At 61.7% G+C, this 15,294-nt stretch carries 15 protein-coding genes; 3 read left to right on the plus strand and 12 right to left on the minus strand.

Annotation, left to right across the window (positions count from 1 at the left end):
* Nucleotide 1: 1 nt before the first annotated feature.
* Nucleotides 2-1,075, minus strand: coding sequence for a zinc-ribbon domain-containing protein (locus K3762_RS04500; protein WP_132446538.1), 1,074 nt, complete (start codon nt 1,073-1,075; stop codon nt 2-4).
* A 162-nt stretch (nt 1,076-1,237) separates the two neighbouring features.
* Between K3762_RS04500 and K3762_RS04505 the strand changes: the two genes are divergently transcribed.
* Genes K3762_RS04505 through K3762_RS04515 form a run of 3 tightly spaced genes read left to right on the plus strand, consistent with a single transcriptional unit; the run spans nt 1,238 to nt 3,554 of the window.
* Entirely contained in the window at nt 1,238-1,915 is a 678-nt protein-coding gene (locus tag K3762_RS04505; RefSeq protein ID WP_132446540.1) for a cell division ATP-binding protein FtsE, read from the plus strand.
* Nucleotides 1,916-1,926: 11 nt separating this feature from the next.
* Nucleotides 1,927-2,820, plus strand: a complete 894-nt coding sequence (locus tag K3762_RS04510) for an ABC transporter permease (RefSeq protein WP_067942216.1) — start codon at nt 1,927-1,929, stop codon at nt 2,818-2,820.
* Nucleotides 2,817-3,554, plus strand: a complete 738-nt coding sequence (locus tag K3762_RS04515) for a 1-acyl-sn-glycerol-3-phosphate acyltransferase (RefSeq protein ID WP_132446542.1) — start codon at nt 2,817-2,819, stop codon at nt 3,552-3,554. The genes K3762_RS04510 and K3762_RS04515 overlap by 4 nt, the downstream gene beginning before the upstream one ends.
* 326 nt (nt 3,555-3,880) lie before the next feature.
* Here the strand turns inward: K3762_RS04515 and lpdA are convergent, their stop codons facing one another.
* The 11 genes from lpdA to sucC all read right to left on the minus strand — a co-directional run bounded on the left by lpdA (nt 3,881) and on the right by sucC (nt 15,287).
* The gene (lpdA, locus tag K3762_RS04520) at nt 3,881-5,269 is read right to left on the minus strand and encodes a dihydrolipoyl dehydrogenase (RefSeq protein WP_132446544.1); all 1,389 of its coding nucleotides are present in this window, start codon (nt 5,267-5,269) and stop codon (nt 3,881-3,883) included.
* 93 nt (nt 5,270-5,362) lie between these two features.
* Nucleotides 5,363-5,758, minus strand: coding sequence for an MAPEG family protein (locus tag K3762_RS04525; RefSeq protein ID WP_132446546.1), 396 nt, complete (start codon nt 5,756-5,758; stop codon nt 5,363-5,365).
* Nucleotides 5,755-6,018: a hypothetical protein gene (locus K3762_RS04530; RefSeq protein ID WP_132446549.1), complete on the minus strand. Its 264-nt coding sequence runs from the start codon at nt 6,016-6,018 to the stop codon at nt 5,755-5,757. The genes K3762_RS04525 and K3762_RS04530 overlap by 4 nt, the downstream gene beginning before the upstream one ends.
* Nucleotides 6,019-6,029: 11 nt before the next feature.
* On the minus strand, nt 6,030-6,413 hold the full coding sequence (locus K3762_RS04535; RefSeq protein ID WP_132446551.1) for an MAPEG family protein: 384 nt from the start codon (nt 6,411-6,413) through the stop codon (nt 6,030-6,032).
* Between the two features lie 20 nt (nt 6,414-6,433).
* Entirely contained in the window at nt 6,434-6,973 is a 540-nt protein-coding gene (locus tag K3762_RS04540; RefSeq protein ID WP_260011801.1) for a hypothetical protein, read from the minus strand.
* A 123-nt stretch (nt 6,974-7,096) separates the two neighbouring features.
* Nucleotides 7,097-8,683 (minus strand): 2-oxoglutarate dehydrogenase complex dihydrolipoyllysine-residue succinyltransferase, encoded by a 1,587-nt coding sequence (odhB, locus tag K3762_RS04545; RefSeq protein WP_132446555.1) that lies wholly within the window; start codon nt 8,681-8,683, stop codon nt 7,097-7,099.
* Nucleotides 8,684-8,686: 3 nt separating this feature from the next.
* On the minus strand, nt 8,687-11,647 hold the full coding sequence (locus K3762_RS04550) for a 2-oxoglutarate dehydrogenase E1 component (protein ID WP_132446557.1): 2,961 nt from the start codon (nt 11,645-11,647) through the stop codon (nt 8,687-8,689).
* Between the two features lie 305 nt (nt 11,648-11,952).
* Nucleotides 11,953-12,840, minus strand: coding sequence for a succinate--CoA ligase subunit alpha (gene sucD / locus K3762_RS04555; RefSeq protein WP_067630488.1), 888 nt, complete (start codon nt 12,838-12,840; stop codon nt 11,953-11,955).
* A 52-nt stretch (nt 12,841-12,892) separates the two neighbouring features.
* A complete protein-coding gene (locus tag K3762_RS04560; protein WP_132446559.1) occupies nt 12,893-13,579 on the minus strand; it encodes a hypothetical protein in 687 nt (228 codons plus the stop codon).
* Between the two features lie 73 nt (nt 13,580-13,652).
* The gene (locus tag K3762_RS04565) at nt 13,653-13,946 is read right to left on the minus strand and encodes a hypothetical protein (RefSeq protein ID WP_067630494.1); all 294 of its coding nucleotides are present in this window, start codon (nt 13,944-13,946) and stop codon (nt 13,653-13,655) included.
* Nucleotides 13,947-14,093: 147 nt separating this feature from the next.
* A complete protein-coding gene (gene sucC, locus K3762_RS04570) occupies nt 14,094-15,287 on the minus strand; it encodes an ADP-forming succinate--CoA ligase subunit beta (protein WP_132446562.1) in 1,194 nt (397 codons plus the stop codon).
* Between the last annotated feature and the right edge of the window lie 7 nt (nt 15,288-15,294).

The raw sequence follows: 15,294 nt of genomic DNA on the forward strand, positions 1-15,294 counted from the left end.
GTCAGCCCTGCGATTGGGTCGCCACGGTGTCGAGCCAGACCAGCAGGTCCTGTAACTGCCCATCGAGCCAAATGCGTGCGTCGTCCATCCATGCCACATAGGACGATAGGTAAGGATCGGCCTGCGGCAAGGATTGCGCAATCTGCGGCGCATAGACATAGATTGCCGCCAAGATGGCCGCCAAGGCGATCATCACGGTGAAGCCGCGCATGAACCCGCCCGATTTGCGAGGTTTTTCAGGGCGGTCGAGCGCGGCGGTGGGCGTTGGCCCCGCCTGCTGGCCCTGCGTGCGGTCGTGGCGCAGGGTTGAGTTGATCTCTTCGATATCGGGCAGCAGATCCCGGCGCGACGCGCTGCCGTAGGCGTCATTCTCGCTTTCGGGAACCGGCTCTCCGCGCATTTTGGCCATGCGCAGCCGGGCTTCATGGGCGCGGCGGGCGTCTTCGTCCTCGGGCACGTGGTCATCTTCGGCGATGTCGGGATGGGGGGCTTGTTTGGGCGCGGGACGGGGCGCGTCGTCAAGCCCGAGGTCCGGCTGGCTTTCCAACGGCTCTGACGGACGGCGACGGCGGGCTTCCTGCTCTGCCGCGGCCTCCTGACGCAGGATTTCCGCGATGGCAGGGTCGAGCGAGCGTCTGACGGGCGCGGCGGCGGGGGCCGGGCGCGCGTTTTCCTCCTCCGGCGCGACGGCAGCGTTTTCGAAGGCGTCGGTATCAGAAGCGTCGTTTTCGAAGTCGCCCTCTTCAAATGCCCCCTTTTCAAATCCGTCGTCTTCGAAGCCCTCGTCTTCGTAATCCTCATAACCCTCATCCCCGAAGGGCTGCAGATCAGGTAGGCTATTGGCCGCAGACTGCTCTTCGCCGGTGTCATCCGACGCGCGTTGCTTCATATGCATCACGTCGTCATCGAAATCCGGGTCGTCGAATTCACTGTCGTCCTGTTCGGGCGCATTGTCGGGATGATGCTGAAACCACGTCTGCCCGCAGTTGGAACATTGCACGTCACGCCCTGCCACCGGCATCACCTCATCGGGGACTTCGTATTGCGCGTCGCAGTTGGGGCAGATCAGCCGCATGGTCATTCCTGGGTTCGTTCGGTGCTTTCGGATCGTAACGGACAGCATATGTCCTAGAATAACGTAGGAAAAGTGATATCTGGACAGGGTGCTGGGGTTCTGAGTGATTGAATCCTTTCCGGTGCTGAGGCACAACAGGTCGAAGTGTTTTAAGGTGGTTGCGTGATAGAGCTCGAAAATGTGGCCTACAGCTATGGCGGGGGCGAATTGCTGTCCGACATCACGCTGAAACTCGCCCCCGGATCGTTCCATTTCCTCACCGGCCCCTCGGGCGCGGGCAAGACCACCTTGATGAAGCTCTGCTACGGGGCCTTGCTGCCCACGGCGGGACATCTGCGGATGTTCGGGGCCGATGTGCGCGGGCTGGGGCGTGATGACATTGCGCTGATGCGCCGCCGCGTTGGTGTGGTGCATCAGGATGTAAAATTCCTCGACCATCTGCCGTTGACCGAAAATATCGCGCTGCCACTGAACGTCTCAGGCCGTCAGGCCGAGGCCGGAGGTACGGATTTGGAAGAGTTGATGTCTTGGGTTGGGCTGACCCACCGCGCCGATGCCCTGCCGCCCGAGCTTTCGGGGGGGGAGCGGCAGCGTGCGGCCCTGGCGCGCGCAGTGATTATGTCGCCGGATGTGATCTTGGCGGATGAGCCGACGGGGAACATTGACTGGGAGATGTCGCAACGGCTGCTGCGCCTGTTGATCGAGTTGAACCGCATGGGCAAGACCGTGTTGATCGCCACCCATGATCTGGGCCTGATCCGCGCTACCAAGGCGCATGTCCAAGCCCGCGTGCTGCGGATCGCCAACCGGCGCATTCAACTGGCGGGGGCGGATTTGTGAAGCGGTTCGACATGGGTGCCCTGCGCGCGATTTTCAAAGGCGACAGGCAAGCGGACCGCGTGGTGCCGCCCTCGGGTTTCACGGCGCAGCTCACCTTGTTTGCCGCCGGGGCGATGGCCTTTCTCGCGGTATTTGCCTTGGCGCTGTCGCTTGCTTCGGGCCGGTTGGCGCAGGTTTGGGGGCAGGAGTTGGCGCAGTCGGCTACGGTCCGCATTGTCGCGCCATTGGACCAACGCGCGGCCCAGACTGAGGCCGCGTTGAAGGTGTTGCAGACGACCAAGGGCGTGGCCTCGGCCCGCGCGCTGACGGATGCGGAGCAGGAAGAACTGCTTGCCCCATGGTTCGGCCCTGAACTGGCGATGGAGAGCTTGCCGGTGCCGCGTTTAATCGAAGTGGTTGAGGAAGGCGAGGGGCTGGACCCGGTGGGCCTGCGCCTGCGTCTCTCTGCCGAAGTGCCCGGAGCCGTGCTGGATGACCACAGCCGCTGGCGCGCGCCGTTGGTTGCGGCGGCAAGCCGGTTGCGCCTGTTGGGCTGGATTTCGACCCTGCTGATCGGGGCTGCGGTGGCGGCCATGGTGACGCTGGCCGCGCAGGCGGCCCTTGCGGCGAATGCGCAGGTGATCGCGGTGCTGCGGCTGGTGGGGGCGACCGATGACTATATCGCCCGAGCCTTCATTCGGCGCTTTACCCTGCGCGCGCTTTTGGGTGCGGCGGCGGGCACGGTGCTTGGCATGGTGGCGGTCGTTCTGTTGCCAGATGCTGGCGAGGCGGGCGGCTTTTTGACCGGCTTGGGCTTTCGCGGCTGGCACTGGGTGGTGCCGCTTATGGTGCCGATCTTGGTCGGGGCGGTGGCCTTTGCCGCCACCGGGGCTGCGGCCCGGCGTACGTTGAGGGAACTGACATGAAGCTGCTGCAATGGGTCCGGTCGATCCTCTATATCGTGCAGGTGACCGTGGCGATGCCGGTGCTCGGGTTGGCCTTTGCGCCTTGGGCGATGTTTTCGAAACGCGGGGCCTATCGGGCCTGCAAGACCTATGCCGCTTGGGCCATGTGGTCGGCCCGCTGGCTGATCGGGCTGCGCTGCGAGGTGCGTGGCACGGTACCGGATGGTGAAGTTTTGGTGGCCGCAAAACACCAATCGTTTTTGGATATCTTGATGATCTTTCACGCTCTGCCGCGTGCAAAATTCATTATGAAACGCGAGGTGCTTTGGACCCCGGTGATTGGCCAATACGCCAAACGGATGGGCATGATTGCCGTCAACCGTGGCAAACGCGGGCAGGCGATCACCAAGATGATGGCCGACGTGAACGCCGGTCGGGTCGAGCCGGGGCAGTTGGTGATCTATTCCCAAGGCACCCGCGTGGCACCGGGCCTCAGCGCACCTTACAAGGTTGGTACGGCGGTGCTTTATGACCAGATGGGGCAGGTTTGCGTGCCGGTAGCGACCAATGCGGGCCATTTCTGGCCGCGTCGAGGGCTCTACCGCAAGCCGGGTTTGGCTGTCGTTGAGTTTCTAGAACCGATTGAGCCGGGGCTGGATAAGCGAAGCTTTATGGCGCGGTTGGAAGAAGAGGTCGAGAGCCGTTCGAACGCCTTGCTGCATGAAGCTGGGTGGCGGCCTGTGGTCACGGCTTAATGCTTTCGGCATGATCTGTGCCTTCTAAGCCGCTGCCCTTTGTTATCTACCAGCACAGGTAGAACCACCGCCGAAGCCAATGCTTCGCGGGCTATCGTTATTTTATACTGGGAAGCCGTTAAAGTGGCGGCGCCGCCTTGGGGAGGTGGAAAAGACAGGCGTCACCCTGCATGTCTCTACGTATCGACATGACCCGCGAAGGGCCTCGTCTTCCGTGTGTGTCGCGACGGGAGAGGTTGTAGAGCAGGGGTGTTAACGCTTGATACGCTCGCCGCGCGCACCCTGCGCAACGAAAAAGGGCGGACCTTTGGTCCGCCCCCTCGGTCTTACATGTGGATCGGCCCGTCACCGCAGGCCAGTGCGGCTTCGCGCACGGCTTCGGAGTAGGTCGGGTGTGCGTGGCAGGTCATCGCCAAATCCTGTGCCGAGGCGCCGAACTCCATCGCCACGCAGACCTCGTGGATCAGATCGCCCGCGCCGGGGCCGATGATGTGGCAGCCGAGGATGCGGTCGGTTTCCTTGTCGGCGATCAGCTTGACGAAACCGTCTCCGGCAAAGACCGCCTTGGCCCGCGCGTTGCCCATGAAGGAGAACTTGCCGACCTTGTACTCGCGACCCGCATCCTTGAGCGTCGCCTCGGTTTCGCCCACGCTGGCGACTTCGGGGTGGGTGTAGATCACGCCGGGGATCACGCCGTAGTTCACATGGCCATGTTTACCCGAGATCACCTCTGCGGCGGCCATGCCCTCGTCCTCGGCTTTGTGCGCCAACATGGGGCCTTCGATAACGTCGCCGATGGCATAGACGCCTTTGACGGAGGTTTCCCAATGCTCGTTCACGGCGATCTGACCACGCTCGGTCATCTTGATGCCGAGATCATCCAGACCCATCCCTTTGATCACCGGCTTGCGGCCCGTGGCGACGAGCACGGTATCGGCCTCGATCTCATGCTCGCTGTCGTCTTTGCGCAGTTTGTAGCTGACCTTGGCTTTGCCCTTGGCAACTTCGGTCTTTTGCACGGCGGCGCCCATGACGAAGTTTAGCCCCTGCTTTTTCAGCATCCGCTGAAAGGTTTTTTGCACCTCAGGGTCCATGCCCGGCGTGATCGCGTCGAGGTATTCAACGACGGTGATCTCGGTCCCCAGACGCGCGTAAACGCTGCCCAGTTCCAGCCCGATGACGCCCGCGCCGATCACGACCATCTTCTTGGGGATCTTGCCCAGTTCCAGCGCGCCGGTGGAGGTGACGACGGTTTTTTCATCGACTTCGACGCCGGGCAGGCCCGCAGGCTCGGAACCGCTGGCGATGATGATGTTCTTGGCCTCATGGACCTCATCACCGACTTTGACCTTGCCCGCTTCCGGCACCGAACCCCAGCCCTTGAGCCAGTCGATCTTGTTCTTTTTGAACAGGAATTCGATGCCCTTGGTGTTGGTCTCGATCGTCTTATCCTTGTAGGTCAGCATCTGCTTCCAATCGACGGTCGGCGCTTTTGCCTTCAGACCCATCTCTTCGAAGTTATGCTCGGCCTCATGCAGCATATGCGTGGCGTGCAGCAGCGCCTTGGAAGGGATGCAGCCCACGTTGAGGCAGGTGCCGCCAAGGGTTTCGCGGCCCTCTACACAGGCGGTTTTCAGGCCCAGTTGCGCGCAACGGATGGCGGCAACATAGCCGCCGGGGCCGGAGCCGATCACGATGACATCATAGCTCGACATGGGGGGTCTCCTTAGCAGTCGGGTGTTGCAGGCAAGGTAGGGGGCGCGGGTTTCAGGTGCAAGCGCCGCTGCCTGCGGGTGTTGGGGAAAGGGTTAAATGAGGGCCGCCAGCAGCATCAACATGGTCGCGGCAAAACCCACGACCCAGATGAGTGAGCGGTGCGGGCGCAGGCCGAGCGCATAGGCGGGCACGTAAAGCACGCGGGCGACGAGATAGACCCAAGCGCAGGCGGCAGTGAACGCGGTGTTCTGGGCCGACATCTGCACCACGCCCACGGCGATGCCGAAAAGGATCAGCCCCTCGAAGTGGTTGTCCAGCGCGCGGCCCAGACGGGCGGTGCGGTCCGACAGCTTGCGGCTCGGCTCGCGGTCGCGGGCCGACATGGTATAGCCGGGGCCGATCTCGCGGTTTGCGGGCACGGCGTAGAGGACGAATTGCAGCCCTTGCAGCAGGGCCGCGAGGGTCAGGACGGTGAGTTCGGCGCTCATGCGGATTTCACGAAATAGGCGGTGGAGCCGGTTACGGAGCCCTTGTCGTCGCTGCTGAGCGCGTTGGAGCGGGCGAGCCAGTCGTCGGCTTTCTTGCGGTCGTTCACATCAAGCAGGACGGAAGCCTTGGTGCTGCTGTCGGCGTGTTTCCAGATTTGCAGCACCGAAAGCCCCGCGTTGCGCCGCGCTTCGGCATCGGAGTCAAAGGCGTCTTTCCAAGCGGTGTAATCGGTAACGTCGAAGTGGCAGATCATCTGCATGGGAGTGCCTTTCAGAGCGCGTGGAAATAGAGAACGGCGGTGGCGGCATAGCCCGCGAGCCATGCCAGCGTGCGGATCGTCGGCACGCCAAGGGCGTAGACAATGACGTAGATGATGCGTGCAAGCAGGAAGACCTGCGCGGCCAGCAGCGTGGCGCTGTTGTTGCGGCCCAGCATCTCGATCAGCAGCACGGCAGGCGCAAAAAGCGCCATGGCCACGACGGAATTATCAACCGCGCGGCCCAGACGGGCCGTCATGCCGGTGGTGGTCCGCGTCTTATCCCGCGAGGACATCAGGTAGCCCATTGAGAGCTGCCGGGTCGCGCCCAGCACTTGCAGCAGGATCGTCAGCATGACCAGAAGGCCATAGGCGGCGAGGAGGGTCGTTTCTGTCATTTCAAGATGCCTTTTTCAGATTACTTCGGACCTTCAATTTGCTTCGGTGGAGGGGGCAAGAGTAGTTTTTTCTCTTCTTCTGTGAGACGCAGTTCAGGCTGGCTGGCTTCGAGTTGCTCGGCTCCTAAAAGGCGCTGAATTTCCGCGGCGGCGTCCAGCCCTTGTGCCAAAGTTGTGGTAGCCATCGCTAGAACAGTGGCAACAGGTGCCAGTTGCTGCAATGCCGCTCCTACTCTCGTTTGTGGTTGGTTAATCTCCTTCCTGAACGCTTCCAACCGTTTGTGAGCTAAGGTTCTTCTCCGCTCACAAACTTCCAATCCGTCTAGCTGCTGTTCTATCTCAGCCGCCAGCGACAAGATTGTTGACTTTACATCGTTCGCTAATCGAACGCGTCCCAAGGGATACTCTGGTAGGCCAGTCGACCAAATTTTTGCTTTTGCACGTTCGGTTAGTATTTCAAATTGAGCCAGTCGATCGTCTAGAGTGCCGTTGCTAGGTACTTGAATGCCACCAACTTTATGTTCAGCAGCGAGGGTAGCTATCAAGTCCATATAGCGCATTGAGAGTTGCGCACTTTCATCACCAGCTTCCGTCGCACTCTAACTACTTTTTGGAGTTCAAGCCATTTATGATTTGACTGCTCGGGAAGCTCAGAAAAGTCCTCTTCGTGCAAAAGCTCCATTTTACAGATCCATCAACAGACGGCGCGGATCTTCGAGCATCTCTTTGACGCGGACGAGGAACGTGACCGCGCCTTTGCCGTCGATGATCCGGTGGTCGTAGCTGAGCGAGATATACATCATCGGACGGATCACGACCTGACCGTTGATCGCCATCGGACGGTCCTGAATCTTCGCCATGCCGAGGATACCGGACTGTGGCGGGTTCAGGATCGGCGCGGTCATTAGCGAGCCGTAGACGCCACCGTTGGAGATGGTGAAGGTGCCGCCGGTCATGTCGGCCATGGTCAGCTTGCCGTCACGGGCCTTTTTGCCCATGGCGTTCACGGCCTTTTCGATCTCGGCAAAGGACATCGCGTCGGCGTCTTTGATCACCGGCACCACAAGGCCCGTGGGCGTGCCTGCGGCGACACCCATGTGGACGTAGTTCTTGTAAATGATGTCGGTGCCGTCGATCTCGGCGTTGACCTCGGGGATTTCCTTCAGCGCGTGGCAGCAGGCCTTGGTGAAGAAGGACATGAAGCCCATGCGGACGCCGTGTTTCTTTTCAAAATCAGCCTTGTAGGTGTTCCGCAGCGCCATGACCTCGGTCATGTCGACCTCGTTGAAGGTGGTCAGGATCGCGGCGGTGTTCTGGGCCTCTTTGAGGCGGCGCGCCATGGTCTGCTTGAGGCGGGTCATCTTGACCCGCTCTTCGCGCGACGCATCGTCGGGGGCGGAGGCGGGGCGCGGTGCGGCGGGTTTGGCCTCGGCCTTGGGCGCGGCAGAGGTGCCAGCGGCCACGGCTTTGGCCACGTCTTCCTTCATCACGCGGCCATCGCGGCCCGAGCCTGTGACCTGATCGCGGCTGATGCCAGCTTCGGCCATGGCTTTCTTGGCCGAAGGTGCGTCTTCGACATCTTTGCCATCGGCGGCTTTGGTTTCGGGCGCGGCACCGGCACCGGATTTAGCGTCTTCGCCCTTGGGGGCCGCAGCGCCCGCGCCAGTGGTCAGAACGGCCAGCGTGGCTGAGGCTTCAACCGTGCTGCCTTCTTCGGCAAAGATTTCGGCCAAGACACCAGCGGCGGGTGCGGGGACTTCGACGCTGACTTTGTCGGTCTCCAACTCGCAGAGCATCTCATCGGCTTCGACCTTGTCGCCGACTTTTTTGAACCAAGTGCTTACGGTCGCTTCGGTTACGGACTCGCCCAAAGTAGGCACCTGTACGTCGATGCTTTCGCCTTCGCGGGCGGCGACTTCGGCGGCGCCTGCGTCGATGGCTTTGGGCGCATCGCCGCCACGGTCGGACTGAGAGGCGGCATCGGGGTCTTCTGCGGCTTCTTTGGCTTTGGGCGCGGTGGCAGAGCCGCTGTCACCTTCGCTGACGTTAGCCAGCAGGGCGTCGACGCCGACGGTGTCACCCTCTTGAGCAACAATCTCGCTCAGGGTGCCCGCAACGGGGGAGGGCACTTCGACGGTGACCTTGTCGGTCTCCAATTCACAGAGCATTTCATCCACCGCGACGGTATCGCCGGGCTTTTTGAACCATGTGGCAACGGTGGCTTCGGTGACGGATTCGCCCAACGTTGGGACGCGTACTTCGCTTGTCATGGTTTAGTTTCCTTTGATGGTCAGCGCCTCGTCGACGAGGGCGGCTTGTTGTGCTTTGTGCTGGCTGGCCAGACCCGTCGCGGGCGAGGCCGAAGTGGCGCGGCCCACATAGGAGGCGCGGCCGTGTTTGGCGTCGATGCGGCCCAGAACCCATTCGATGTTGGGCTCGATGAAGGACCATGCACCTTGGTTCTTGGGCTCTTCCTGACACCAGATCATCTCGGCCCCTTTGAAACGCTCCAACTCTCTGACCGCGGATTGCGCGGGGAAGGGGTAGAATTGTTCGAACCGCAGGATGTAGACATCGTCGATGCCACGGGCGTCGCGCTCTTCCAGCAGGTCGTAATAAACCTTGCCCGAGCACATCACGACGCGCTTGATCTTGTCATCTGCCAGCAGTTTGGTGTCGGAATTGCCTTTCTCGGCGTCATCCCAGAGCACCCGGTGGAAGCTGGAGCCGGTGGTGAAATCCTCGGCCTTGCTGACGGCCAGCTTGTGGCGCAGCAGCGACTTGGGCGTCATCAACATCAGCGGCTTGCGGTAGCTGCGGTGCAGCTGGCGGCGCAGGATGTGGAAGTAGTTGGCGGGCGTGGTGCAGTTCGCCACGATCCAGTTGTCGCCGCCGCACATGGTCAGGAAACGCTCCAGACGGGCAGAGGAGTGCTCAGGCCCCTGACCCTCATAGCCATGCGGCATCAGGCAAACGAGGCCGGACATGCGCAGCCATTTGCTTTCACCGCTTGAGATGAACTGATCAAACATGATCTGCGCGCCATTGGCGAAGTCGCCAAACTGCGCTTCCCAGAGCGTCAGCGCATTCGGCTCGGCCAGCGAGTAGCCATATTCAAAGCCCAGCACCGCGTATTCGCTGAGCATGGAGTCGATGACTTCATACTCGGCCTGACCTTCGCGGATGTGGTTCAGCGGATAGTAGCGGTCCTCGTTGTCTTGGTTCACGAAAGCGGAGTGACGCTGGCTGAACGTGCCGCGCGTGCTGTCCTGACCCGAGAGGCGCACTTTGTAGCCTTCGGTCAGCAAGGAACCGAAGGCCATCGCCTCAGCCGTGGCCCAGTCAAAGCCCTCACCGCTTTCGAACATCTGCTTTTTCGCTTCGAGCAGACGCCCGATGGTCTTGTGCAGCGGGAATTTGTCCGGCGCGGTGGTGATCGCCTTGCCGACGTCTTGCAGCGTCTCGGGCGCGATGGCGGTTTTACCGCGCTGGTAGGACTTGTTCTTTTTGTCCATGCCGGACCACTTGCCGTCCAGCCAGTCGGCCTTGTTCGGGCGATAGTCCTTACCGGCCTCGAACTCATCTCCCAGATGGTTCTGGAAAGCGGTCTTCATGTCTTCGATCTCACCCTCGGGGATCAGACCGTCGGCCACCAGACGTTGGGTATAAAGGCTGAGCGTGGTTTTCTGTTTCTTGACGCTCTTGTACATCACCGGGTTGGTGAACATCGGCTCGTCGCCTTCGTTGTGACCAAAGCGGCGGTAGCAGAAGATGTCGATGACCACGTCTTTGTGGAACTTCTGACGGAACTCGGTGGCCACGCGGGCGGCGTGCACGACCGCTTCGGGGTCGTCGCCGTTGACGTGGAAGATCGGCGCCTCAACCACCAGCGCGTTGTCAGTGGGGTAGGGCGAGGAGCGCGAGAAATGCGGCGCGGTGGTGAAGCCGATTTGGTTGTTCACCACGATATGCATGGTGCCGCCAGTCTTGTGACCCTTGAGGCCCGAAAGCGCGAAACATTCCGCCACGACGCCTTGGCCAGCAAAGGCCGCATCGCCGTGCAGCAGGATCGGCATGACGGCGGTGCGGTCCTTGTCGTTCAGCTGGTCCTGCTTGGCGCGGACCTTGCCCAAAACCACGGGGTTCACCGCTTCGAGGTGGCTGGGGTTCGCGGTCAGCGACAGGTGGACAGAATTGCCATCAAACTCACGGTCCGACGAGGCGCCGAGGTGGTATTTCACATCGCCCGAACCATCCACATCGTCAGGCTTAAAGCTGCCGCCTTGGAATTCGTTGAAGATCGCCCGGTAGGGCTTTTGCATCACATTGGCCAGCACCGAGAGGCGGCCCCGGTGCGGCATGCCGATGACGATGTCCTTGACGCCCAACTGGCCGCCGCGTTTGATGATCTGCTCCATCGCGGGAACAAGGCTTTCGCCGCCATCAAGACCGAAGCGTTTGGTGCCCATGTATTTGACATGGAGGAACTTCTCAAAGCCCTCGGCTTCGACCAATTTGCTCAGGATCGCCTTGCGGCCTTCCTTGGTAAAGGCGATTTCCTTGCCGTAGCCCTCGATCCGCTCTTTCAACCAACCGGCCTGCTCGGGGTCGGAGATATGCATGTATTGCAGCGCGAAGGTGCCACAGTAGGTCGAGCGGACGATGCCGACGATCTGCTTCATTGTCGCGACTTCGAGGCCCAGCACGTTGTCGATAAAGATCGGGCGGTCCATGTCGGCATCGGTGAAACCGTAGGATTTCGGGTCAAGCTCGGGCTGGTTGCCCATGTCGCGCATGCCCAAGGGGTCGAGTTGCGCGGCGAGGTGCCCACGGATGCGGTAGGCGCGGATCAGCATGAGCGCGCGGATGCTGTCGAGCACGGCGGCGCGGATTTGGTCATCCGAGACGGCAACGCCCTTTTCCTCGGCCTTTTTCTTGATCTTGTCGCCAGCGGCTTTTGCTTCGGTCGGTTCGGGCCAGACGCCGGTCAGCGCGCCCATCACCTCGCTCTGGGGGGCGGGGGGCCAATCGGGCCGCGCCCAAGAGGGGCCAGCGGCCTCGGCCTGTGCGGTTTCGGCGTCATCGCCCATCGCCGCGAAAAACGTCTGCCATGCCTCGTCGACCGTGTTGGGGTCGTTGGCATAGCGGGCGTACATCGCCTCAAGATATTCCGCGTTTTCGCCTTCCATGAAGGAAGAGGCGTGGAACTGTTCGTTGGCGGGTTGGTCGGTCATTGGGTCACCTTTGTTCGGCGGGGCAGACGGGACAGGGTCAGAATCAGGGTCGGTCTATAGTCAGGCCCGGGGCGGGGGGCCATAGGTATTGAGGGCGGGGTCACAAGGTCAGCCAAGGCCGCCGGTTCGGGCGTTTGCCCAAGGGCCAGCGCCACGCGGGGGCGGGAGGGAGTGAGCGCGGTCTGAATGTGCATCTTACCCTCCTTCGCAAGCGGGCGGCGCCGGGTGGTTCTTTTCAAGACCCCGCAAAACGTAGTGCTTTGCAGAGTGGGTCAATGGGCGGGCCAAGGCCCGCCCGGCGGGCATCAGCCCTTGTCGATCGCTTCTTTGACCGCTTCGCCCAGTGTCGCGGGGCTGTCTGCCACAACGATACCGGCTTCTTTCATCGCTTCGATCTTGCTCTCCGCGTCGCCTTTACCACCGGCGACAATTGCGCCTGCGTGGCCCATGCGGCGGCCGGGAGGGGCCGTGCGGCCCGCGATGAAGCCAGCGGTGGGCTTCCAGCGGCCTTTCTTCTTTTCGTCGGCCAAGAACTGCGCCGCTTCCTCTTCGGCGGAGCCGCCGATTTCACCGATCATGATGATCGACTGGGTCTCGGGGTCGGCAAGGAACATTTCCAGCACGTCGATATGCTCGGTCCCTTTGATCGGGTCGCCGCCGATGCCCACGGCAGAGGATTGGCCAAGGCCCATGTCGGTGGTCTGCTTGACCGCCTCATAAGTCAGCGTGCCCGAGCGCGAGACAACGCCGACGGAGCCGCGGCGGTGGATGTGGCCCGGCATGATGCCGATTTTACAGGCGTCAGGCGTGATCACACCAGGGCAGTTGGGGCCGATCAGGCGCGACTTGGAGCCTTCGAGCGCGCGGGCGACGCGGGCCATGTCAAGCACCGGAATGCCTTCGGTGATGCAGACGATCAGCTCCATCTCGGCGTCGATCGCCTCAAGGATCGAATCTGCCGCGAAGGGGGGCGGGACGTAGATCACGGAGGCGTTCGCCTCGGTCACGTGCTTGGCTTCGTGCACGGAGTTGAACACGGGCAGGTCGAGGTGCGTCTGACCGCCTTTGCCGGGTGTCACGCCGCCGACCATCTTGGTGCCATAGGCGATGGCCTGTTCGGTGTGGAACGTCCCCTGCGAGCCGGTCAGACCCTGACAGATGACTTTGGTGTTTTCGTTGACTAGTACGGCCATGATTTCTTCCTTGGTCGGTGATATTTAATCCCGGGGGCGGGCCCCGGGGGCGTCAGACGCGGTGCGCCCGGTTGGTGGGATGCGCCGTGGCAGGCGAAGGGCCGGGCCACAGCAGGATGGCGGCGAGGAACATGACCGGGATGCCAAGCTCCCCGATCTCCTCGACGACGAAAGCGGTGCGTTCGGCATCGGCGGAAATCTCGATCCCTAAGGGGGCGAGTTTGCGGGCGATGCCGTCGAGCAGTTTGTAAGCGACGGTGAAACCGATCCCCATCAGGACGGCCCCGGCCCATGCACGGCCGTGCCAGAGGGCCGAGAGATAGGGCCGAGCGTGACGCCAGAGCATGAGGAAAATCGCGGTGACGATCGACGCAAGGATCAGCGCTGCGATCAGCCGTTCGGCCAGTGGCACGCCCTCACCGGTATATTGCCGGGCTTTGAACAGACCGCGAGAGAAGAGGCTTTTGTCGAGGTCCAATTCGCGCGCCGCCATGACCGCCAGCACCAGCGGCAGATACCAGACCCGCAGCACCGCGCCGCGCAGCGTCCAGACCAGCGCCACAATGCAGAGCAGGTAGCCCACGACCGAAAGGTTTTCGTAAAAACCGCCTTCGGCCAGCAGGGTGGTCTGCGTGGCGACCGGGAGGGCGTTCACGACCACCATCTGCACGGCAAAAGCCACAATAAGGGCGAGGATCACCCACCAGCCGGTGAGAGAGGAGGAAAGCGCCCGCGTCATAGAACCACCTTTAGCGCAGCGCGGTCGCGCTTGGCCGCTTTGGGCATAAGGGGAGCGGACGACAGGACAGGCATCAGTAAAGCTGCTCATCTTGATCAGCCAGCAGATCCAGCAGTCGCAGGGTCAGCAGGCCCGCGCCCATGATCATCAGGCTGCGCCCAATGGAGCCGGTGAGGTTCGATGGTAGGATCATCGCCAACCCGTTGCGCGACTTGCGCGCGGCGCGCCGCAGGCCGCGGTCGCGGCGGTGATGGTTGGCAGGCTCAGGCAGACGCAGGGCGTCGGGGTGCCATTGCCGGATCAGAATGCCGGCCCCCAATAGCGCAATGCCCGTCAAGACGGGGGAGGATTTGGGAGATTGATCCATACTGACCTCATTGCTCATCGGGGCATCATTGGGTGGGCGCGGCGCGGCGTCGTCGCATTTGCCCCTGCCGCACGGGGGCGGCAAGAACGGTGATATCGGCCACCCCCGACCGGCGCGAAAGCCGTGGGGGGATGGCCGGGGGAGGGTTTAGCCTTTGACAGCTTTCACGATCTTCTGTGCGCCATCTTTCAGGTCGTCGGCGGCGATGACATCAAGACCGGAGTTGTTGATGATCGCTTTGCCTTCTTCGACGTTGGTGCCCTCAAGGCGAACAACCAGCGGCACTTTCAGACCGACTTCTTTCACCGCAGCGACAACGCCCTCGGCGATGACGTCACAGCGCATGATGCCGCCGAAGATGTTGACCAAGATGCCTTTGACGTTTTCGTCGGAGGTGATGATCTTGAAAGCTTCGGTGACTTTCTCTTTGGTCGCACCGCCGCCCACGTCGAGGAAGTTGGCAGGCTCGGCACCGTAGAGTTTGATTATGTCCATCGTCGCCATCGCAAGGCCCGCACCGTTCACCATGCAGCCGATTTCACCGTCGAGCGCGATGTAGTTCAGGTCATACTTGGAGGCTTCGAGTTCTTTCGAGTCTTCCTCGGTCTCGTCGCGCAGGTTGGCGATGTCGGGCTGGCGGTACATGGCGTTGCCGTCAAAGCCGACTTTCGCGTCCAGCACTTTCAGGTCGTTGCCGGGCATGACGATCAGCGGGTTGATCTCAAGCATCTCCATGTCTTTGTCGACGAAGGCTTGGTAAAGCTGACCCATCAGTTTGACGCACTGCTTGACGGCTGTGCCTTCAAGACCCAGCGAAAAGGCAACGCGGCGGCCGTGGTAGGGCTGGTAGCCGGTGGCCGGATCGACAGAGAAGCTGAGGATTTTTTCGGGTGTCGCTTCGGCGACCTCTTCGATGTCCATGCCGCCTTCGGTGGAGCAGACAAAGGAGATGCGGCTGGTCTGGCGGTCAACCAGCAGGGCGAGGTACAATTCGCGCTCAATGTCGGAACCGTCTTCGATGTAGATGCGGTTGACCTGCTTGCCTGCGGGGCCGGTCTGGTGCGTGACCAGCGTTTTGCCCAGCATCTTTTTAGCTTCTTCAGCGGCTTCTTCCACGGATTTGGTAAGGCGCACACCGCCTTTTTCGCCAGCGGCGGCTTCTTTGAAGCTGCCTTTGCCGCGACCGCCTGCGTGGATCTGCGCTTTGACAACCCAAAGCGGTCCGTCCATTTCGCCGGCTGCGTTCTTGGCATCTTCTGCCTTCAGCACAACGCGGCCGTCGGAGACAGGGGCGCCATAGCTGCGCAGGAGGGCTTTTGCCTGATATTCGTGGATGTTCATGAAAACG

This window comes from Sulfitobacter sp. W074 (genome assembly GCF_025142275.1).
In the GTDB taxonomy this organism is placed as follows: Bacteria; Pseudomonadota; Alphaproteobacteria; order Rhodobacterales; family Rhodobacteraceae; genus Sulfitobacter; species Sulfitobacter profundi.